At 74.7% G+C, this 19828-nt stretch carries 17 protein-coding genes; 7 read left to right on the top strand and 10 right to left on the bottom strand.

Features of this window, described 5'->3' with window-relative positions; all coding sequences use genetic code 11:
• The first annotated feature begins 53 nt into the window (after positions 1–53).
• Together ABZW10_RS28875 and ABZW10_RS28870 are read left to right on the top strand one after the other, a co-directional pair.
• Positions 54–4646 (top strand): hypothetical protein, encoded by a 4593-nt coding sequence (locus ABZW10_RS28875; RefSeq protein ID WP_355371381.1) that lies wholly within the window; start codon positions 54–56, stop codon positions 4644–4646.
• 107 nt (positions 4647–4753) lie between these two features.
• Positions 4754–5683 carry a cellulose-binding protein gene (locus tag ABZW10_RS28870; RefSeq protein WP_344345574.1) on the top strand — a complete coding sequence of 310 codons (930 nt, stop codon included), beginning with the start codon at positions 4754–4756 and terminating at the stop codon, positions 5681–5683.
• Between the two features lie 58 nt (positions 5684–5741).
• On the opposite strand, the gene ABZW10_RS28865 is transcribed toward ABZW10_RS28870, so the two are convergent.
• Positions 5742–6062 (bottom strand): hypothetical protein, encoded by a 321-nt coding sequence (locus ABZW10_RS28865; protein ID WP_355371377.1) that lies wholly within the window; start codon positions 6060–6062, stop codon positions 5742–5744.
• Positions 6059–6856: an alpha/beta hydrolase gene (locus tag ABZW10_RS28860; protein ID WP_355371375.1), complete on the bottom strand. Its 798-nt coding sequence runs from the start codon at positions 6854–6856 to the stop codon at positions 6059–6061. The genes ABZW10_RS28865 and ABZW10_RS28860 overlap by 4 nt, the downstream gene beginning before the upstream one ends.
• 92 nt (positions 6857–6948) lie before the next feature.
• Between ABZW10_RS28860 and ABZW10_RS28855 the strand changes: the two genes are divergently transcribed.
• Entirely contained in the window at positions 6949–7998 is a 1050-nt protein-coding gene (locus tag ABZW10_RS28855) for an ABC transporter ATP-binding protein (protein ID WP_355371372.1), read from the top strand.
• A gap of 1 nt (position 7999) precedes the next feature.
• Entirely contained in the window at positions 8000–8764 is a 765-nt protein-coding gene (locus tag ABZW10_RS28850; RefSeq protein ID WP_355371369.1) for an ABC transporter permease subunit, read from the top strand.
• 12 nt (positions 8765–8776) lie between these two features.
• On the opposite strand, the gene ABZW10_RS28845 is transcribed toward ABZW10_RS28850, so the two are convergent.
• Positions 8777–9100 (bottom strand): ATP/GTP-binding protein, encoded by a 324-nt coding sequence (locus ABZW10_RS28845; protein ID WP_355371366.1) that lies wholly within the window; start codon positions 9098–9100, stop codon positions 8777–8779.
• Between the two features lie 227 nt (positions 9101–9327).
• On the opposite strand from ABZW10_RS28845, the gene ABZW10_RS28840 reads away from it, so the two are divergent.
• The gene (locus ABZW10_RS28840) at positions 9328–10584 is read left to right on the top strand and encodes an LLM class flavin-dependent oxidoreductase (protein ID WP_355371363.1); all 1257 of its coding nucleotides are present in this window, start codon (positions 9328–9330) and stop codon (positions 10582–10584) included.
• A 2-nt stretch (positions 10585–10586) separates the two neighbouring features.
• On the opposite strand, the gene ABZW10_RS28835 is transcribed toward ABZW10_RS28840, so the two are convergent.
• The gene (locus ABZW10_RS28835) at positions 10587–10979 is read right to left on the bottom strand and encodes an SCO5389 family protein (protein WP_355371360.1); all 393 of its coding nucleotides are present in this window, start codon (positions 10977–10979) and stop codon (positions 10587–10589) included.
• 503 nt (positions 10980–11482) lie between these two features.
• Between ABZW10_RS28835 and nucS the strand changes: the two genes are divergently transcribed.
• Positions 11483–12142, top strand: coding sequence for an endonuclease NucS (nucS, locus tag ABZW10_RS28830; protein ID WP_350575981.1), 660 nt, complete (start codon positions 11483–11485; stop codon positions 12140–12142).
• A 4-nt stretch (positions 12143–12146) separates the two neighbouring features.
• On the opposite strand, the gene ABZW10_RS28825 is transcribed toward nucS, so the two are convergent.
• The 5 genes from ABZW10_RS28825 to ABZW10_RS28805 all read right to left on the bottom strand — a co-directional run bounded on the left by ABZW10_RS28825 (position 12147) and on the right by ABZW10_RS28805 (position 18435).
• Entirely contained in the window at positions 12147–14585 is a 2439-nt protein-coding gene (locus tag ABZW10_RS28825) for an ATP-binding protein (RefSeq protein ID WP_355371358.1), read from the bottom strand.
• A 163-nt stretch (positions 14586–14748) separates the two neighbouring features.
• Positions 14749–15081 carry an STAS domain-containing protein gene (locus ABZW10_RS28820; protein WP_355371356.1) on the bottom strand — a complete coding sequence of 111 codons (333 nt, stop codon included), beginning with the start codon at positions 15079–15081 and terminating at the stop codon, positions 14749–14751.
• A gap of 446 nt (positions 15082–15527) precedes the next feature.
• Positions 15528–16397, bottom strand: coding sequence for a 3-hydroxyacyl-CoA dehydrogenase family protein (locus ABZW10_RS28815; protein WP_355371353.1), 870 nt, complete (start codon positions 16395–16397; stop codon positions 15528–15530).
• Positions 16398–16576: 179 nt separating this feature from the next.
• A complete protein-coding gene (locus ABZW10_RS28810; protein WP_355371351.1) occupies positions 16577–17227 on the bottom strand; it encodes a response regulator transcription factor in 651 nt (216 codons plus the stop codon).
• A complete protein-coding gene (locus ABZW10_RS28805) occupies positions 17224–18435 on the bottom strand; it encodes a histidine kinase (RefSeq protein ID WP_355371348.1) in 1212 nt (403 codons plus the stop codon). The genes ABZW10_RS28810 and ABZW10_RS28805 overlap by 4 nt, the downstream gene beginning before the upstream one ends.
• A 155-nt stretch (positions 18436–18590) precedes the next feature.
• Between ABZW10_RS28805 and ABZW10_RS28800 the strand changes: the two genes are divergently transcribed.
• Positions 18591–19133: a hypothetical protein gene (locus ABZW10_RS28800; protein WP_355371345.1), complete on the top strand. Its 543-nt coding sequence runs from the start codon at positions 18591–18593 to the stop codon at positions 19131–19133.
• Between the two features lie 12 nt (positions 19134–19145).
• On the opposite strand, the gene ABZW10_RS28795 is transcribed toward ABZW10_RS28800, so the two are convergent.
• Positions 19146–19718 (bottom strand): cob(I)yrinic acid a,c-diamide adenosyltransferase, encoded by a 573-nt coding sequence (locus ABZW10_RS28795; protein WP_355371343.1) that lies wholly within the window; start codon positions 19716–19718, stop codon positions 19146–19148.
• Positions 19719–19828: the final 110 nt, after the last annotated feature.

Raw genomic sequence — 19828 nt, 5'->3', positions numbered from 1 at the left:
GGGGCTACGACCGCTACGAGGTTGACGATCACCTCTCCCAGTTCGAGGCCGAGATGGATCGGACTCGGAAGGAGCGGGACAAGTCAGTCGAGCATGCCGAGGACCTCGCCTACCAGGTGGAGGTGCTCCGGGCCAAGCTGCACGAGTCCCGCCGCATGCTCGCCCAGCCGCGCGCCTTCGACGCCGTGTCCGGCCAGGCCGAGCAGATGCTCCGCACCGCCGAGATGCAGGCCCAGCAGCTGCGCGCCGACGCCGAGCGCCAGCTGCGCGACTCCCAGGCCGCCACCCAGCGGATCATGGCCGAGGCCGCCGAGCGCACCGCCCGGCTGGAGGCCGAGCTGGCCGCACGCCGCCGCCAGCTGGAGGAGGAGCTCGCCGAGCTGCGGCGCAGCGCCGAACAGCACGTCAACGAGAACGTCAACTGGGCCGAGCAGACCCGGGCCGGCACCGAGCAGGAGGCCCAGCGCCTGCTCCAGGAGGCCCGCGCCGAGTCCGAGCGGATGATGGCCGCCGCCCGCGCCGAGGCCGCCGCGCTCTCCGACCAGGCCCGCGCCCAGACCGCCGCCGACGTCGACGCCGCCCGCGGCGAGGCCCAGGCCGCCGCCTCGGCCGCCCTCCAGCGCGCCCAGAGCGACGCCGAGCGCCTGCTGCGGGCCGCCTCCGAGCAGGCCCAGCAGGCCGGCGCCCAGGCCGCCGCGGACGTGGACGCCGCCCGTGGCGAGGCCCAGCAGCAGCTCGCCGCCGCGCACGCCGCCGCCGAGCAGCAGCTGGCCGCCGCCCGCGCCGAGATCGGCCGGCTCAAGGAGGCCGCGGCCGCCGAGCAGGCCCGCGCCCAGCAGGAGCTCGGCCACGCCCAGGCGGAGATAGCACGGCTGCGCGCCGAGGCCGTCGCCGAGGCCGAGCGGGCCCGGCAGGAGGCCGCCGAGCTGCGCTCGCACGCGGAGGCCGCCGCCGAACAGCTGCAGGCCGATGCCGAGGCCGCCGCCGAGCGGAAGGTCGCCGACGGCGAGGCCGCCAGCGAGCAGCGCTCGCAGACCGCCCGCGCCGAGGTGGCCCGGATGGTCGCCCAGGCCACCAAGGAGGCCGACGCGATCCGCGCCGAGGCCGCCACCAAGCAGGCCGAGGCGGACGCCGCCAAGGCCGCCGCCGCCGAGGAGAGCGAGCGGCTGCGTGCCACCGCCGAGTCGGTGGCCGGACAGCTGCGCGCCGAGGCCGAGGCCGCGATCGCCGAGCTGCGCGCCCAGGCCGACCGGGATGTCGCCGAGCTGCGGGCGCAGGCCGGGGCCGCCGCCGAGCAGCTGCGCGGCGAGGCCGAGGAGGCCGGCCGGGCGGCCGGGGCCACGGAGGCCGCCGCCCAGCTGGCCAAGGCCGCGAAGTCCGCCGAGGAGATGCTCGACCGGGCCGGCCGCGACGCCGAGGCCGCCCGCACCGGCGCCACCACCGAGGCCGAGCGGATCCGCGCCGAGGCCGCCGCCGAGGCGGAGCGGCTGCGCGAGCAGGCGCAGGCCGCCGTCGAGGCCGCCCAGAACGCCGCCCTGGACGACGCCGCCGCCGTGCGCGAGCGGATCCAGGAGATGCAGGACGAGGCCGCCCGGCTGCGCGCCGAGGCGGAGGAGCTGCGCTCGCAGGCCGCCGCCGAGGCCGACCGGGTGCGTGGCGAGGCCCGCCGCCAGGCGGTGCTGCAGATCGAGGAGTCGGCCAAGAGCGCCGAGGAACTGCTCACCAAGGCCAAGGCCGACGCGGACGACCTGCGCGCCGGCGCCGCCGCCGAGATCGAGCGGCTGCGCGAGCAGGCCAAGGAGCAGGCCGCCGAGACCCAGGGGCGGGCCGAGCAGACCCTGGAGCGGGCCCGCGCCGAGGCCGCGAAGACCACCGCCACGGCCGAGCAGCAGGGCCGGGACGCGCTCACCGCCGCCAAGGCCGCGGCCGCCGAGAACCGGTCCGCCGCCGAGCGCGAGACCGCCGAACTGCGGCGCGGGGCAACCGAGTTCGACCAGCAGGTGCGCGCCGAGGCGACGGCCGCCGCCGAAGCGGTGCGGGCCGACGCGCAGGCCGAGGCGAACGCCGTGCGCGACGCCGCGGTGGCCGACGCCGAGCGGGTGCGCACCGAGGCCGACGCCGAGGCCGCCCGGGCCCGGGCCGAGTCCGAGGCCGCCGCCGAGGCGCTGCGCGAGGAGAGCCGGCGCGAGCGCGCGGAGGCCTCCGCCGGGCTGCTCCAGGAGCGCGAGGAGACCGCCGAGCAGCTGTCCGCCGCCACGGCCGCGCGCGAGCAGGCCGAGAGCGCCGCGGCGGAGCTGACCGAGCGCACCGCTGCGGAGACGGCCGCCGTCCGCGAAGCCGCCGAGGCCCACGCCGAACGCGTCCGCACCGACGCCGAAACCGCCGCCACCGAACTCACCGAACGCACCACCGCCGAAACCGCGCGCCTGAAGGCCGAGGCCGAACGCACCCTCGAAGCCGCCGAAACCGCCGCCGAACAGCGCCGCGCCGAAGCCGAAACCGCCGCGGCGGAACTCACCGAGCGCACCGCCGCGGAGACGGCCGCCGTCCGCGAAGCCGCCGACACCCACGCCGAACGCGTCCGCACCGACGCCGAAACCGTCGCCACCGAACTCACCGAACGCACCACCGCCGAGGCCACCGCCGTCCGCGAAGCCGCCGAGGCCACCGCCGAGCGGCTCCGCACCAACGCCGAAACCGCCGCCAAGGAGCTGCGCGAGCGGGGCGCCGCCGACCTGTCGCTCGCCGAGGAGCAGGCCGGGACGGTCCGTGCCGAGGCCGGCCGTGAGCTGTCCGAGGCCCGCGCCACCGCCGCGGCGATCCGCACCGAGGCCGGCGAGGAGCTGGAGCAGGCCCGGCGCGACGGCGAGGAACTGGTCGAGGCCGGCCGGACCGAGGCCGCCGCGCTGGTCGAGGCCGCCGAGGAGGAGGCCGCCGAGGTCCGCCAGTCGGTGGCCGGGCTGCACGAGACCGCCTCCCAGCAGATCGCCGAACTCCGCGCCACCGCCGAGCGGGATGTCGAGGAGCTGCGCGAGCAGGCCGAGCGGGCCGCCGCCGAGGTGCGCGACACCGCCGACCGGGAGACCACCGAGCTGCGGGCGCTGGCCGACCGCGAGACCGCCGAGCAACGCGACACCGCCGAGCAGGAGGTCGCCCGGCTGCGCGAGACGGCCGAGCACGAGACCGCCGACCTGCGGGCCCGGACCGCCGCCGAGACGACCGCCCTGCGCGAGCAGACCGAGCTGGAACTGGCCGCCGACCGCGAGGCCGCCGAGGCCGAGCTGGCCCGTCAGTTCGCCGAGGCGAAGGCCTACGACGAGCAGCTGCGCGCCGAGGCCGAGGACACCCTGCGCGCCGCCCAGGAGACCGCCGAGCAGCAGCGCGCCGACTCCGAGCAGTGGGCCGCCCGGACGGTGGCCGCCGGCGAGGACCGGGCCGCCGCCACCGTCGCCGAGGCGGAGGAGTTCGCCGCCGCCCTGCGCGCCGAGGCCGAGGAGTACGCGCTCGCCACCCGCACCCTCGCCGACGAGTACGACACGGCCACCCACGGCCGCGCCGACGCCTACGACGCCGAGGTCCGGGAGACCGCCGAACAGTTCGACAAGGCCACCCGCGAGCGGGCCACGTCCGTACTGGAGAAGGCCTTCGCGGACGCCGAGGCGCTCGGCGAGGACGCCCGGACCACCGCGCTGGCCACCACGGCCGCCGCCGAGGAGCAGGCGGACGCGATGGTCGCCGCCGCCCGCAAGGAGGCCGACCGGCTGGTCGTGGCCGGCGAGGCCGCCGGGCAGGAGGCCGTCGAGAAGGGCCGGTCCGACGCCGACGCGCTGCTCTCCGAGGCCCGCCGGGACGCCACCGCGATCCGCGAGCGCGCCGAGGAACTGCGCGAGCGCACCGACGCCGAGGTGGAGGCCCTGCACGAGCGCGCCCGCAAGGAGAACGCGCAGGCCATGAAGTCGGCCGGCGAGCGGGTGGACGCGCTGGTGACGGCCGCCCAGGAGCAGCTGACCGAGGCCGAGGAGCAGGCGGTGGCCACCGTCGCCGAGGCCGAGGACCGGGCCGCGGCGCTGGTCGCGGCCGCCGAGGACCGGGCCAATGAGCTGACCTCGGAGGCGTCCACCGAGGCCAGCAAGGTCCGGCTGCAGGCCGTCCGCAAGGCGGAGGGCCTGCTCAAGGAGGCCGAGACGAAGCTCGCCAGCTCCACCGACCGCGCCGAGGCCCTGATCATCAAGGCCGAGGCCAAGCTGAAGTCCGCTCAGGACGAGGCGGAGGAGCGGCTGGAGTCGGCGTCGGCCGAGGCCGAGAAGCGGCTGCGGGCCGCCGACCGGGCCGCCGACGAGCAGGTCGAGCTGGCGAAGGCGGAGGCCGAGCGGCTGCTCGCCGAGGCACGGGCCGAGGCGCAGCGGGCCACCGACGAGGGCCGGCGCGAGCTGGACGAACTGGTGCGCCGCCGCAAGGACATCAACACGGAGATCTCCAGGGTGCAGGACGTGCTGTCCGCCCTGGAGGCCTTCGAGGCTCCGTCGCCGGTCGCACAGGCCAACGGGGGAAGCACCACCAAGAAGGACGGGGGGGCCAAGGCGGGTGCCGGAATTGGCTCTCCCCGGTCGGGCGGCAATCGCTCCAAGAGCGCACCACCCGATTGAGCGGACATTGTCCGCGGGACAACGGCGTTTCGTCGCCGACACTCCGGTACCGTGTCAGGATTCCCTCAACCACCTCAGCGGTTTGACGACAGGAAGCCCAGAACCCCATGAGCGACAGTCACTCCCCTCACGGCTTCGACCTGGTGCGCCGTGGGTACGAGCGCGCCCAGGTCGACGAGCGGATCACCAAGCTGGTGGCCGACCGTGACAGTGCCTTGACCCGGATCAGCGCCCTCGAGAAGCGCATCGAGGAGCTCCACCTGGAGACCCAGACCGCCCAGGCGGCGGTCGCCGAGGCGGAGCCGTCGTACGCCGGTCTCGGTGCCCGGGTCGAGAAGATCCTGCGGCTCGCCGAGGAGGAGGCCAAGGACCTGCGCGAGGAGGCGCACCGCGCCGCCGAGCAGCACCGCGAGCTCGCCGAGGCGGCTGCCCAGCAGGTCCGCACCGAGGCCGAGAACTACGCCAAGGACCGCAAGGCCAAGGCGGAGGACGAGGGTCTGCGGATCGTCGACAAGGCCAAGAGCGACGCCGCCCAGCTGCGCGCCGAGGCCAACAAGGACGCCCAGAACAAGCGCGAGGAGGCGGACGCCCTCTTCGAGGAGACCCGCACCAAGGCCGCCCAGGCCGCGCTGGAGTTCGAGACCAACCTGGCCAAGCGCCGCGAGCAGTCCGAGCGCGACCTGGCCGCCCGTCAGGCCAAGGCCGAGAAGCGGCTGGCCGAGATCGAGCACCGCGCCGAGCAGCTCCGCCTGGAGGCCGAGAAGCTGCGGACCGACGCCGAGCGCCGCGCCCGCCAGACCGTCGAGACGGCCCAGCGCCAGTCCGAGGACATCGTGGCCGACGCCAACGCCAAGGCCGACCGCATCCGCAGCGAATCCGAGCGCGAGCTGGCGGCGCTCACCAACCGCCGCGACAGCATCAACGCCCAGCTGACCAACGTCCGCGAGATGCTGGCGACGCTGACCGGCGCGGCCGTGGCCGCCGCCTCGCTGCCGAACGACGACACCATGGGCGTTCCCGCCCAGCAGTCGCGCTGACGCGGCCCGCAGGCCCCGACGGCCCCCGCCCTCCCAGGGCGGGGGCCGTCCCCTTTCCTCAGCGCGGGTAGGCGCCGTCCGGGCGCTGGTGCCCGCAGCTCAGCTGGTTGCCCTCGTCGTCCGAGACCGTCCCGAACCACGAGGTGCACCAGACCGACACCGAGTCCGGCCAGTACTGCACCTCGAAGGGGTGCCCGGGGCCGTAGTCGCCGTACGAGGTGACGATGAACGTCTCCCCCGGGCGCATCCAGTAGTCCTCGCCCAGCGGTTCCAGGGTCAGTTCGAGCAGCCCCTCGCCCCGATTGGTCAGCGGCATCCGGCCGGTCACCTCCAGCGCGGAGAAGTCCCAGCCGCCGGTCTCCGCCCGCTCCTCCCTCATCCCGCCGCCACCCTCTCCAGCAGGCGCAGCGCCACCGCGTCGAACGCCTCCGGCGCCTCGATCGCGCTCAGGTGGCCCACGCCGGGAAGCACCGTCAGCTCCGCGTCCGGCAGGGCCTCCACCATCAGCTCCGCCTCGGTGAGCGGCATCAGCGCGTCCTCGGCGCCCGCCACCACGGCGGCCGGCACCCGCAGCCCGGCCAGCACGTCGAGGCGCTCCGGCCGGGCCGCCATGGCCCGCTGCGCCCAGGCGACGGCGGCCGGCGGGGCGGCCTCGACCAGTTCCTGCACCCGGCCGACCAGGTGCTGCGAGCCCGGGGCCAGCTGACCGTTGGCCACCCGCTCGTCGAGCAGCAGCCGGACGCTGTCGCGGGCCAGCACGGCGGAGGCGATCCGCTCCCGGTTCGTCCTGGCGGCCTCCGGGTCGGCGGTGGCCTTGGTATTGGCCAGCAGCAGGCCGGCCAGCCGGTCCGGGTGCCGCTCGGCGAAGGCCATCGCCACGTACCCGCCCATGGAGAGCCCGCCGAGCACCGCCCGGTCGATCCCCGCGGCGTCCAGCAGCCGGGCGACGTCGTCGGCGACGGCCTCCAGCGAGGGTTCCTCGGAGCCCAGCCCGGCGGCGCCGAAGCCGCGCTGGTCGGGCGCGATCACCCGGGCCCGGTCCCCGCCCGGGCCGGGCAGCTCGTCCAGTTGGGCGGACCACATGGCGGCGTTGAGCGGAAAGGCGTGCAGCAGCACGAGGGGTGTTCCGGTGCCGCTCTCGCGGACCGACACTGCGGAGGGGAGCTGGGTCATGGGGCCACCGTATTCCGGTGCGCCCGGCGGGCCCACTCAGCAGGCCGCCTTGTCCGCATTGTCATAGTCTGACGGAGAGTGAGGGAGCTCCCATGATCGAGTTGCACGACCTGACCAAACGCTACGGCAGGACGCTGGCCGTGGACCGGCTGAGCTTCAAGGTCCCGGAGGGGGTGGTCACCGGGTTCCTCGGGCCCAACGGCGCCGGCAAGTCCACCACCATGCGCATGATCCTCGACCTCGACCGCCCCACCGGCGGCCGCGTCACCATCGACGGCAAGAGATACGGACAACTCAGCGAACCGCTCAAGTACATCGGCGCGTTGCTGGAGGCCAAGGCCGTCCACCCCGGCCGCACCGCCCGCGACCACCTGCTCTGGCTCGCCCAGAGCAACCGGATCCCCGAGCGCCGGGTGGACGAGGTGCTCGCCCTGGTCGGTCTCACCCCGGTCGCCCGCAAGCGCGCCCGCGGCTTCTCGCTCGGCATGGGCCAGCGGCTCGGCATCGCCAGCGCGCTGCTCGGCGACCCGGAGATCGTGATGTTCGACGAACCGGTCAACGGCCTCGACCCGGAGGGCATCCTCTGGATCCGCAACCTCATGAAGCGCCTCGCCTCCGAGGGCCGCACCGTCTTCGTCTCCTCCCACCTGATGAGCGAGATGGCCGTCACCGCCGACCACCTGGTGGTCATCGGCAAGGGCCGGCTGCTCGCCGACCTGCCGATGTCCGAGTTCATCCGCCGCAACTCCCGCTCCGCCGTCCGGCTGCGCAGCCCGCAGCCCGAGCGGCTGCTCGACGCCCTGGCCGGCGCCGGGCTGCGGCACGAACCCGGGCCGGACGGCTCGTTCGAGGTGGTCGACGGCGACCTCGCCGCGCTCGGCGAGCTGGCCGCCGCGCACGCCGTGGTGCTGCACGAGCTGAGCCCGCAGCAGGCCTCGCTGGAGGAGGCGTTCATGCAGATGACGGCCGACGCGGTCGAGTACCACGCCGGCTCCGGGCCGGTGCACGGCCCGGACGGCACACCCGCCGCGCCCGGCACACCCGCCGCACAGGACGCAGCGGGAGCACCGGGCGCCTGGGGTGCGAACTGGAAGGGCGGCCGGGCCGGACAGCCCGCCTCCCCCGGCACGGAGGAGAACTGAGATGGCGTCCTTCCCCGCGGTCCTGCGCTCCGAGTGGACCAAGATCCGCAGCGTCCGCTCGACGGTCTGGACCCTCGCGCTGACCTTCGTGGTCACCCTCGGCATCGGCGCCCTGCTGTCGCTGCTCACCAACAACAACTTCGAGGAGTTCCGCAGCGACAACTCCCCGTTCGACGCCACCGGCACGTCCTTCGCCGGCATCATGCTGGGCGAGCTGGCCATCATCGTCTTCGGCGTGCTGGCCATCGGCAACGAGTACAGCAGCGGCATGATCCGGGTCACCCTGGCCGCCGTCCCGCAGCGCGGCACCCTGCTCACCGGCAAGGCCGTGGTGCTCGGCACCCTGGCGCTGGCCGTCTCGCTGGTGACGGCCTTCCTCACCTTCTTCACCGGCCAGGCGCTGCTCGGCGAGCACTCCACCTCGCTCGGCGAACCGAACGTGCTGCGCGCGGTGTTCGGCGCCGCGCTCTACCTCACGATGCTCTGCCTCTTCTCGGCCGGCGTCACCGCGATGCTGCACAACCAGACCCTGGCGCTGGGCGTGCTGGTGCCGTTCTTCTTCCTGCTCTCGCCGATCCTCTCGGCGGTGCCCGGCGCCAAGACCGTCGCCCACTACTTCCCGGACTACGCCGGCTCCCGGATGCTGCTGGTCTACGAGCAGCACGACCAGCCGTACGGGCCGTGGGCGGGCTTCGCCATCTGCCTGGCCTGGACGCTCGCCGCGCTGGTCGGCGGGGCGCTGGTGCTGAAGAAGCGCGACGCCTGAGCCCGGGGCGGGTCAGTACCGGGGAGCGCCGCGGCCGCGGAGCAGGTTCGAGGCCCGGCGCTCCCGCGCGCCCCAGCAGGCCCGGTGCCAGTGCCGTCGGTCGTCCACCCCGGCGCCGTGCATCGGCCAGGCCACGATGTGGCCCGTGCCGGACGGGATCTCCTGGTCGCAGCCCGGGCAGCGGTAGTGCCGGCCGGCCGTCCCGGCAACCGTCTGGACCACCCAGTCGTCGCCCTGGTAGTTCTCGGTCCGGCGCATCGAGCCGCCCAGCGGTGCGGCCGGCTCGGCCTGGTCGCGGTCGGCGGCGGTCTTGATCCGGTTGCGTCGGGGCGACACGGCGGCTACCTCTCTACGAGTTGCGGGAACCGTTCCAGCCTACGGCCGGGCGCCACCCGACCGGGCCACTATCACGGCATCGGAGGATGATCGGGTGTTTCCCATGAGATCCACCCGTTTCTCCGGTAAATCGGTGCTCCGGTGTGCCATTGGCACATGACATGGGCTACTCACGAGGGGACAGGCGGGGCCCGCAGACCCTGCGCGCACCCGAGGAGGCCTCAGAAATGACCAGAACGAGCACCGCCACGGCCGTCGCCACCACCCCGGCGACCCCGCTACCGGCGGCCCAGGGCGCGAGCGCCGCCACCGCGGACACCGCACCGGTCCGGGTCGGCGCCTTCCTGCTCTCCGCACAGTTCCCCGGCCAGACCCACGGCGAGGCGCTGGACCGCACCGTGCGGGCCGCCGTCGAGGCCGAGCAGGCGGGGCTGGACAGCGTATGGCTGGCCGAGCACCACTTCGTCCCGTACGGCGTCTGCCCGAACGCCGCCACGCTGGCCGCGCTGCTACTGGGCCGGACCACGCGGATCGGCATCGGCACGGCGGTCAGCGTGCTCTCCACCACCCACCCGGTGGCGCTCGGCGAACAGGCCGCCCTGCTCCACCTCACCTCCGGCGGACGCTTCACGCTCGGGGTGGGGCGCGGCGGCCCGTGGATCGACCTGGACGTCTTCGGCAGCGGCGTGGACGCCTTCGAGGAGGGCTTCCCGGAACGGCTCGACCTGCTGCTGCGCTGGCTGCGCGGCTCCCGGGTGGGCGCGGCCGGACCGCAGTTCAGCTTCCCCGAGGTGGCCGTGGTGCCCCGGGCCACCGAACCTCCCCGCCGCCCGGACCTCGGCGCCTGGCTGGGCCTCGCCGACCGGACCGGCGCCGGTGTGCTGCGCTTCCCCCGTCAGCGCCAGGACGCCGACGGTCCCGCCGACGAGCAGCTCACCACCGTCGGCCGCCCGCCGGCCGGACCGCCCGTGGTGGTCGCCTGCACCTCACCCGGCGGGGTCCGCACCGCCGCCGAGCGCGGCCTGCCGATGCTGCTCGGCATGCACTCCGGCGACGACGACAAGCTGCGCATGCTGGAGCTGTATCGTTCCGCCTGGCTGGCGGCCGGACGCGGCGAGGAACAGCTGCGCCGGGTCGCCCGCCGACACGTCGCGGCCGGGGTGGCCCAGGTCGACGACCGCACCTCGGCGGCCCGGGCCACTCTGCTCCGTGCGATGCCCGGCTGGTTCGAGTTCGGGCTCGGCGCGCACCGCACGGTGGACGGCCGGGAACGCAAGATGCGCGACCCGCGCCAGTACACCGAGCTGCTCTGCGACCTGCACGCGGTCGGGACGCCGAGGCAGTGTGCGGACCGGCTGCTGGCCACCGCCGAGCGGACCGGCATCCGCCGCTTCGCCCTGCTCGCCGAGGGCAGTGGCGACCGGGAGGCGACCCTGCACAACATCGCCCGGCTCGGCTCCGAGGTCCTGCCGCAGTTGGGCTGAGATCAGCAGTCGCGGAGTTCCTCGGACTGGTTGAGCAGCTGTGCGCGGACCGATGTGAAGCGTTCGTACCGCTTCTTGTTGGCGGAGGACGGCACGAAGACCGCCACCCGGTGACAGTTCTGGAAGGCCAGCTGAACACCGAAGTGCCGCTCCAGGGCACCCCGGATCGCATTGCTGGCGAGTGCCCGCAGGAGCTGGCCGCGGGCCTGCTCACTGGGCGGCGGTACCTGGTTGTCGGCGAAGTCGGTGCCGTCGACCTTCGCCTGGGCGACCAGTGAGCTGATCAGGTCCCAGGCGTACGGCAGGGAGACGCGGACGCAGTCGACGAACTCCCGCTCGTCGACCTCGTCCCGCTCGGCCTTGTCCAACAGGGCCGGTGAGACGTCGAGCGACATGGGTTCTCCTCTCGCGGTCCACCCGCGCGACGCCCGGGTGGTGATGCGTAGTCCAAGCTGAGGGTGAGGGTGGGACGCGTGTGTGTCCGGGGCACCGTCGGACGGGTGTGACGCCGCCGGACGGCCGGGTTTCCGGCACCGCGCCGACGCGGGGGCGCCGCAGACCTTTCGAGGGACGTCGGTCGAGGGCGCCGGCCGCTCAGAACAGCGTGGCAGTCAACGACGGGCCAGGCCGGTCATTCCTGCGGATTGCTCCGGGAATGCGCCCGTGTGCACCACATTGGCCGGATCCCGTCGGATCGTTCATCTGAAGTCTCCATCCCCGTTGACAGCGCTCCCGCAAGCAGTCCGTCACACACCGTAGCGGCCTATCATGGTGGCCGCCAGGGTGCCGACGGGCTTTCGAGGATCGCAGGGCATCCATCGTGGCGGGGTTCGTGGATTCTTCACCCGCTCGTCGTGGAATCGCATCAACTGGCCCCGGTGGGCTAGCGTGGTCGACCGTGCGTCTCGTAATTGCCCGCTGCTCAGTCGACTATGCCGGTCGGCTCTCCGCCCATCTGCCCTCCGCCACCAGGCTCATCCTGGTCAAGGCCGACGGCAGCGTCAGCATCCACGCCGACGACCGCGCCTACAAGCCGCTCAACTGGATGTCCCCGCCGTGCGCCCTCAAGGAGGCCGACGGGGTCTGGACGGTGGAGAACAAGGCCGGCGAGAAGCTCATCATCACGCTGGAGGAGGTGCTGCACGACTCCTCGCACGAACTCGGCGTGGATCCCGGCCTGATCAAGGACGGCGTCGAGGCCCACCTCCAGGAGCTGCTCGCGGACCGGATGGAGGTGCTCGGCAGCGGCTGGTCGCTGATCCGCCGCGAGTACCCGACCGCGATCGGCCCGGTGGACATCCTGTGCCGCGACGCGGACGGTACGACGGTCGCCGTCGAGATCAAGCGCCGCGGCGAGATCGACGGTGTGGAGCAGCTCACCCGGTACCTGGAGCTGCTCAACCGGGACCCGCTGCTGGCGCCGGTGAAGGGCGTCTTCGCCGCCCAGGAGATCAAGCCGCAGGCGCGGGTGCTGGCCACCGACCGCGGCATCGGCTGCGTGGTGCTGGACTACGACGAGCTGCGCGGCATCGACGACGACAAGCTGAAGCTGTTCTGAGCGGTCAGGTGCCGCTCGGCGACGGGGACGTCGCGGACGCCGTCGGACTCGCCGAGTCCGACGGCGTCGTCGTCGGCGGCGAGGGCGTGGCGGTCTGCGCGGGCGCTGTGCTCGGCGGGGTGGACGGCGGGGTGGACGGCGTGGTCCCGCCGGTCGGCTGAGTGACGCCCCCGGCGCCGCCCCCGCTCGTCCCGCCCGACGTGGAGCCGCCGGAGCCGCCCGAGGTGCCCGAGCCGCCGGCCGCGCCCGCACCGCCCGTCCCGCCACCGGAACCGGCGGTGCCGCCCGCCGGGGGCTGCGGCGGGTTCGGGGCGGCGGGCTGGGAGGAGGCGGCCGTGCTGCTCTCCCCCGGGCTCGGCGAACGGCTCGGCCGCTTCGACGCCGACGTCGAGGCCGACGGCGAGCCGGACGGCGTCCGCGAGGCGGTGGCCGCGCCGCTCGGCGCGGGCTCGTCGTCGGGCTCCCCGGAGGCCGCCGCGGCGGCCCCGTCCGAGGGCAGGTCGGTGGTCGGCGCGGCCGACGGGGAGGTCGAGGAGGCCGAGGGTCGCGGCGCGCCGGAGCGCGGCGAGCTTCCCGCGCCCGGCAGCACCGAGCCGTCGTCGCTGCTGCTGTGCGGATCGTTGCCCTTGTCCTCGCCGGCCACGGTCATCCCGACCGCCGTGCCGAGCACCCCCAGTGCCAGGACCGCCGCCGAGGCGGCGATCGCCGTGCGCCGGCTCCCCAGCCGCAGCGGCACCCTGGCGATGGCCCGCAGCCCGGGCCGACGGGCCGGAGCCGCCTTGGCCGGTGCGGCGGGCGGCAGCTGCCGGCCCTCGGCCCGCAGCAGGTCCAGCATCCGGCGCGCCCCGGCCGCGCCGCGCCGCTCGCCGAGCGCGCCGCGCAGCGCCAGCGCGGCCTCCAACTCGGCGATGGCCCGGCCGGGTTCATGGACGCAGACGGCGTACACGCCCAGCTCGTGGCGGAACCAGGCCTCGTCGGCCCGGGCACCGGTGTGCCGGGCGGCCTCCAGGCCGAGCTGCAGGGCGCGCTCCCAGGCCCCCCAGCGCAGCGCCAGCGCCAGCGCGGGGGCCGCGGCCCGGGCCAGCCGCAGCACCGCGTCGTGCCGCCCGGCGGCCCGGTCGGCGAGCAGGACGCCGATCACCACCTCGGCCTCGGCGGCGATCTGCGGCAGCGAGACCGAGGAGTGGCCGACCCACCAGGCGAAGTGCTGGGCGGCGCCGTCGGCGCTGCCGCGGGCCGGCCAGTGCGGGGCGAGCAGTTCCAGCGCCCCGGCGGTGAGCCGGTGGTGGCCGCCGATCGAGACGGCGAGCCCGGCGTCGGCGAGTTCGGCGAGCGCGCTCTCGCCCTGGCCGACGTCGATCAGCGCGGGAAGGTGCGGGGCGGTCGGGCATTCGCCGCCGAGCGCCACGGCGAGCCGCAGCACGGCCTGCGCGGTCTCGCTCAGCCCCTCGGCGAGCCGGACGGCGGGCAGCGTGGACTCGGCGACCGAGGGCAGTGGCACGGTGCCGCGCAGCGCGGCCTCGCGGACCGCCGGATCGGGGTGGTGGACGGGCTCCTCCACCGCGCCGAAGACGTCCATCCGGTCCTCCTCGGCGGCCACCAGGGCGTCCACCGCGATGTCCCGCTGGCGCAGCAGGGCGGCGGCCTGGACGAAGCGCAGTGGCAGTCCCTCGGACTCGAACCAGAGGTCCACCGCCCATGCCTTCTCGGCGGCGTCCAGCGGCCGCCCGGCCAGCCGGGCGGCGAGGGCCAGGCAGGCCGGCCGGGAGAGGCCGGCGACCAGGTGGTCCCGGAGCCGGGAGTCCGCCGGGAGCAGCGGGCTGTCGGGGGCGGCGGAGATCAGGAACGCGCAGTCGGGGGCGGCACCGAGCAGCGCCTCCAGTTCGGCGCCGGTGGGCACCACCTCGTCGATGACGACGATCGCGCCGACCCGGGCGAGGTGTTCGACGAGCTGGCCGGGGTCGGGGCGGAAGCCGGGGGCGTGGTGGGTCGCCGCGAAGAGGTCCTGGAGCAGGTCGGCGGCGGTGCGGCGGTGGCCGCAGAGCTGCACCACGCCACCGGGGGCGAGTCCGCCGGCCGCCGCGGCGACGGCGGACAGCAGGGCGCTGCGGCCGGAGCCGGCCTGGCCGACCAGGCGTATCGACCGGCCTTCGGCGAGCTGGGCGAGCAGTTGGGCGACGTCGTCCTCGCGGTCGAGCAGCGGCAGGTCGGCGGGCCCGGCGCCGAGGGCGAGCGGGCCGACCTGGCGGCCGGCGTCGCCGGCCGGGCCGCGGGCGGGCGCACCGGGGACGACGGAACGGGGCCGGGGGCGCCATTCCTCGGGGCAGGGGCGCACCTCGGAGCCCTCGGGGCCGCCGACGGTCACCAGCAGTCCCCCGGAGACCAGTTCACCGCTCCGGGTGCGCACGGACTCCTGCCGGAAGTCACCGGTTGGCTGTGCCACGTTCTGCTCCGCCCCACGCTCGCGCCGTCAACCCCGACCGGCCGCCGCGCGCCCGGCAAGGGCGGGCCGGGCGGCCGTGTCCTGACGCCAGACTCTCGCACATCCGTGCCCACCCGCGCAGCGTCGCGCGGTCAGCGGCCCGGGGCCCCGGGCCGCCGGGTGGTCAGAGCGCGGGGAGGGTGGCGCCGTGGGCGTCGGCGGTGACGCCCTCGACGGCGAGGATGCGGTGCAGCCGGGTGGCCACCAGCAGGCGCTGGAGCTGCGCGGGGACGGAGCGGAGCACCAGGCGGCGGCCGATCCGCCCGGCCCGGCGGTGGGTCCCCATGATCACGCCGAGGCCGGTGGCGTCCCAGAACTCCAGCCGGGCGAGGTCGAGGACGAGATCGCCGAGCCCGCCGTCGACGGCCTGGTGCAGCCGGGCGCGCGCGTCGGCGGCGGTGCGCACGTCGAGGCGGCCTTCGATGGCCAGCGCCGCGTGGTCGCCGGTGATGCGCATGCTCTCCTCCTTCGCGTGGCGGGCCTGGGATGCGGGTGTGCGGGGGTGTTCGGGTGCGGTGCGGTGCGGTGCGCGGGTGCGGCGTGCGGGTGTCGGTGGGTACGGGTGTCGCCGGCGGTGCCGGGCCGGAGGGGGCGGTGGCGATCCGGGCGCCGGGCGGGCCCCGCGGCCCCACGCGCCGGCCCCGGCCGGAATGCCGGGTTCCCCGTCATCCATCTGACGGTGAGCCGGCCCCCTGGGTTGCTGGTCATGGCCGGATCTGAAGCGATTTCACTCGTCCGAGGGAATATACGCAGGAACTCTCCACACTTATGCTCGATTACCGCCCAAATCACCCGTCTGCGGCACCGGCGTGAGGAAACTCACCCGCCCCGGGAGGGACGGGCCGCCCGGTTCCACGACCGCACGGCCCGCCCGTTCACCGGCTCAGCGCCGGCTACCCGCCGTCACTTGCCCGGGTACGGGTAGAAGCCGCGGCCGCTCTTGCGGCCGAGGTCGCCGGCGGTGACCATGCGCGCCATGACCTCCGGGGCGGCGAACTTCTCGTCCTGGGTCTCGTTGTAGATGTTCCGCGCGGCGTGCAGCAGGATGTCCACGCCGGTCAGGTCGGCGGTCTCCAGCGGGCCCATCGGGTGGCCGAAGCCGAGCCGGCAGGCGGTGTCGATGTCCTCGGCGCTGGCGACGCCCGACTCGTAGAGCTTGGCGGCCTCGACGACCAGCGCGGTGATCAGACGGGTGGTGACGAAGCCGGCCACGTCGCGGTTGACCACCACGACCTCCTTGCCGACACCCTCGGCGAAGGCGCGGGCGGCGGCCAGCGTCCCGTCGCTGGTCTTGTAGCCGCGGACCAGCTCGACCAGCTTCATCAGCGGCACCGGCGAGAAGAAGTGCACGCCGACCACCGACTCGGGGCGCGAGGTGGCGGCGGCGATCCGGGTGATCGGGATGGCGGAGGTGTTGGAGGCGAGCACCGCGCCGTCCTTGGCGAGCTTGTCGAGCTCCTTGAAGACGCCCTCCTTGACGTCCAGCTGCTCGAAGACGGCCTCGACCACGATGTCGGCCTCGGCGACGGCGCCCAGGTCGGTGGTGGTGGTGATCCGGGCGAGCGCCGCCTCGGCGTCCTCGGCGGTGAGCCGGCCCTTGGAGACGAACTTGTCGTACGAGGCCCGGATGCCGTCGAGGCCGCGCCGCAGCGCCTCCTCGGTCACGTCACGCAGGACCACCGGGTGCCCGGCCTGGGCGGAGACCTGGGCGATGCCGGCGCCCATCAGGCCGGCACCGATCACGGCGATCTGCTTGCTGGACGCATTGCTCATGGCTTGGTCTCCCGATGCCGTCGCCGCCCCGATGGGCGGGCCCTGAAGGCGGCTCAAGGCAGGGGTCGCCCACCGAGCCGCATCGCTCATGGGCCGGACTTTAGTCCCCGGACGCGGCCCGTGGTGCCATCCGAGGGTGTGATCTGCGACCGACCTGGTCACCTGAGCAAATCACTCGATCAGATCATCAGCCCGAGGTCCTGGGCGAGGATCGCGGCCTGTACCCGGCTGCGCAGCCGCAGCTTCGCCAGGATCCGGCTGACGTGCGTCTTGGTGGTCGCCTCCGCCATCTCCAGCCGCCCGGCGATCTCACCGTTCGACAGGCCGGCCCCGATGCAGGCCAGTACCTCCCGCTCGCGCGGCGTCAGCCCGTCCACCGCCACCCGCAGCTCCGGCCCGACCACCCGCTCCGGGCGCGCGAAGGTGCCGATCAGCCGTCGGGTCACCGAGGGCGCCAGCATGCCGTCCCCGCGGGCCACCGTGCGGATGCCCTCGACCAGGGTGTCCGCCTCCAGGTCCTTCAGCAGGAACCCGGCCGCCCCGGCCCGCAGCGCACCGTAGACGTACTCGTCCAGGTCGAAGGTGGTCAGCACCAGGACCTGCGCCGCCCCGGCCGCCACCACCTGGCGGGTCGCCGAGACGCCGTCCAGCCGCGGCATCTGCACGTCCATCAGGACGACGTCCGGCCGCAGCTCCAGCGCCAGCCGGACGGCCTCCTCGCCGTCCGCCGCCTGCCCGACCACCTCCAGGCCCGGCTCGGCCCGCAGGATCATCACCAGCGCCGCCCGCACCGCCGCCTGGTCCTCCGCGACCAGCACCCGGATCGTCATGCCCGTCCCGCCCCTTCCTCCGTCCCCAGCGCCCGCGGCAGCACCGCGCGCACACTCCAGCGATCGTCCCGCGGCCCGGCCTCGAAGCCGCCGCCCAGCAGCGAGGCCCGCTCCGCCATGCCGACCAGCCCGGCCCGGGCGCCCGGCAGCGACCGCCCCGCCCCCTGGCGGAACGGGCTGTCCACGACGATCCGCAGCTCCTCGGGGCGGAAGTCCAGCAGCACCCGCACCTCCCCCGGACCGGCGTGCTTCAGCGCATTGGTCAGCGACTCCTGCACGATCCGGTACGCGGCCAGTTCCACCGGCACCGGCAGGGAGCCGCGCTCCCCGCGCTCGGCCAGCTCGAAGGCCAGCCCGACGTCCTGCCCGGCCGCCCGGGCCTTGGCGAGCAGCGCGTCCACCGCCGCCAGGTCCGGCGCGGCCCAGGACTCGTCGGCCTCGCCGCCGCCGCTGTCACGCAGCAGGCCGATGATGCGACGCATTTCGGCCAATCCCTGGACGCTGTTCTCCCGGATCACCCCGAGCACCTCCACCACCGGATCGTCCGCCGCCCGGTGCTGACGCCGCGCCATCGACTGCGCCCCGGTGGCATGGATCGCGATCGCCGACAGGTGGTTGGCCACCACATCGTGCAACTCGCGGGCCATCCGGGACCGTTCGGCGACCACCGCCTCGCGCCGGTCCATCTCCGAGAGCAGCGCGGTCTGTTCCGCCCGCAGCCGCTGTGTCTCCGCCTCCTCCCGGTGCTTGCGCACCGCGTCCGCGGTCCACAGCGGGCCCAGGAAGATCAGGGCGGTGACCACGGCCACCGCGACGGCCGTCGCCGAGTCGGCGTAGACGAAGGTCAGGGTGGTCAGCACCAGCACCGAGACGGTGCCGCTCACGTGCAGGACCGGCGACATCCGGCGGGGGCCGTACACCACCGCCGCGTAGAGCAGGTCGGTGTACATGATGGTGGTCGCCAGCAGCGCGCCGGAGAAGATGCTCCCGGCGAAGACCAGTCCGCCGAGCGTCACCACCAGGACCGGCCGGGTCCGCCGCATCAGCTCCAGGCCCGACATCGCCAGCAGCGCCGGCAGCACCTGCCACCGCTCGACCGTCGACGAGTGGTCGTACACCTGGAAGGCGATCAGCAGCAGCCCGCCGAACAGCCCGGAGAGCGCCAGTGCCCCGTCGACCTGCCGCGGGGTGGGGGTGGGTCTGCGCACGCCCCCATCAGATCATCCCGGCGGCCGACCCGGCTCCGGCAGCGGGGAGGAGCCCCCGTACATCGAAAGATGCAGCCCGGGTCCGTTCCCGGCGACGACGCGCACGCGAGGGGCCCCGGGGAGGCTGGAGGCATCGCCGAGAGCCGGAGCAGACCATGATCGTCACCCTGATCCTCGCCGCCGAGGCCGCCTTCTGGGTGGTCCTCGCCCTGGGACTGGTCACCCGCTACCTGCTGCGGTGGCGCCCGGTGAGCACCGTCCTGCTGGTCGGGCTGCCGGTGATCGACCTCGGGCTCTTCCTGCTCACCTTCCTCGACCTGCGCGGCGGCGCCACCGCCTCCTGGACGCACGCGCTGGCCGCGAGTTACCTGGGTTTCTCGGTCGGCTACGGCCCGTCGGTGGTCCGCTGGGCCGACGCCCGGTTCCTGCACCGCTTCGCCGGCGGGCCGAAGCCGCCGCCCGCGCCCAGGTACGGCGCCGAACGCAGCCGCCACGAGTGGCGGATCTGCGGGCGCACCCTGGTCTCGGTGGCGATCACGGTCACCCTGATCAGCGCGCTGAAGCTGTTCACCGACGCGCCCGGGACCGCCGTCTTCGACCAGTGGTACTGGAAGCTGGGCATCGCCGCGGTGGTCAACACCGCGATCGCGGCCAGCTACACGCTCTGGCCCAAGCAGCCGCCGAAGCCGAGCAGCTAGGCCGCGCGGCCGCTAGCGGTTCTCGCCCGGCACCCAGAGCACGTCACCGCGCTCCTTGTTGGCCGACCGGGCCAGGATGAACAGCAGGTCGGACAGCCGGTTGAGGTACTTGGCGGTCAGCGGGTTGACGGTGTCCCCGTGGGTGTCGATCGCCGCCCAGGTGGCCCGCTCGGCCCGCCGGACCACGGTGCAGGCCAGGTGCAGGTACGCGGCTCCCGGAGTGCCGCCGGGCAGGATGAAGCTGCGCAGCTTCTCCAGCGTCTCCAGGTAGTGGTCGCAGTCCGCCTCCAGCTTGTCGATGTACGACTGCTGGACCCGCAGCGGCGGGTACTTCGGATCCTCCACCACCGGGGTGGCCAGGTCGGCGCCGACGTCGAAGAGGTCGTTCTGCACCCGGGTCAGCACGGCGGCCACGTCCTCGGGCAGCGCGCCGGCGGCGATCGCCACGCCGATCGCGGCGTTGGCCTCGTTGGTGTCCGCGTACGCGACCAGGCGCGGGTCGGTCTTGGTCGTGCGGCTCATGTCGCCCAGCGCGGTGGTGCCGTCGTCGCCGGTGCGGGTGTAGATGCGCGTCAGATTGACCATGCGGCCAGCCTAGCCGGGCCGCTTGGGTCGCGGTGACCCCCGCTGACCCCCGTCAGGCGACGTTGGCCTCCCCATCCCGAGGGTCCGTCGCTACGCGACGTTGACCTCCC

This window comes from Kitasatospora sp. NPDC004723 (genome assembly GCF_040609255.1).
Lineage (GTDB): Bacteria > Actinomycetota > Actinomycetes > Streptomycetales > Streptomycetaceae > Kitasatospora.
Note: the sequence above shows the minus strand (reverse complement) of the source record. Positions and strands in the feature narration are given on the sequence as shown.

Excerpts from the sequence above, each read along its gene's own strand:
- ABZW10_RS28875 (WP_355371381.1), top strand. The coding sequence starts at position 54 with ATGGATCGGACTCGGAAGGAGCGGGACAAGTCAGTCGAGCATGCCGAG.
- ABZW10_RS28870 (WP_344345574.1), top strand. The coding sequence starts at position 4,754 with ATGAGCGACAGTCACTCCCCTCACGGCTTCGACCTGGTGCGCCGTGGG.
- ABZW10_RS28865 (WP_355371377.1), bottom strand. The coding sequence starts at position 6,062 with ATGAGGGAGGAGCGGGCGGAGACCGGCGGCTGGGACTTCTCCGCGCTG.
- ABZW10_RS28860 (WP_355371375.1), bottom strand. The coding sequence starts at position 6,856 with ATGACCCAGCTCCCCTCCGCAGTGTCGGTCCGCGAGAGCGGCACCGGA.
- ABZW10_RS28855 (WP_355371372.1), top strand. The coding sequence starts at position 6,949 with ATGATCGAGTTGCACGACCTGACCAAACGCTACGGCAGGACGCTGGCC.
- ABZW10_RS28850 (WP_355371369.1), top strand. The coding sequence starts at position 8,000 with ATGGCGTCCTTCCCCGCGGTCCTGCGCTCCGAGTGGACCAAGATCCGC.
- ABZW10_RS28840 (WP_355371363.1), top strand. The coding sequence starts at position 9,328 with ATGACCAGAACGAGCACCGCCACGGCCGTCGCCACCACCCCGGCGACC.
- ABZW10_RS28835 (WP_355371360.1), bottom strand. The coding sequence starts at position 10,979 with ATGTCGCTCGACGTCTCACCGGCCCTGTTGGACAAGGCCGAGCGGGAC.
- ABZW10_RS28820 (WP_355371356.1), bottom strand. The coding sequence starts at position 15,081 with ATGCGCATCACCGGCGACCACGCGGCGCTGGCCATCGAAGGCCGCCTC.
- ABZW10_RS28815 (WP_355371353.1), bottom strand. The coding sequence starts at position 16,397 with ATGAGCAATGCGTCCAGCAAGCAGATCGCCGTGATCGGTGCCGGCCTG.
- ABZW10_RS28810 (WP_355371351.1), bottom strand. The coding sequence starts at position 17,227 with ATGACGATCCGGGTGCTGGTCGCGGAGGACCAGGCGGCGGTGCGGGCG.
- ABZW10_RS28800 (WP_355371345.1), top strand. The coding sequence starts at position 18,591 with ATGATCGTCACCCTGATCCTCGCCGCCGAGGCCGCCTTCTGGGTGGTC.
- ABZW10_RS28795 (WP_355371343.1), bottom strand. The coding sequence starts at position 19,718 with ATGGTCAATCTGACGCGCATCTACACCCGCACCGGCGACGACGGCACC.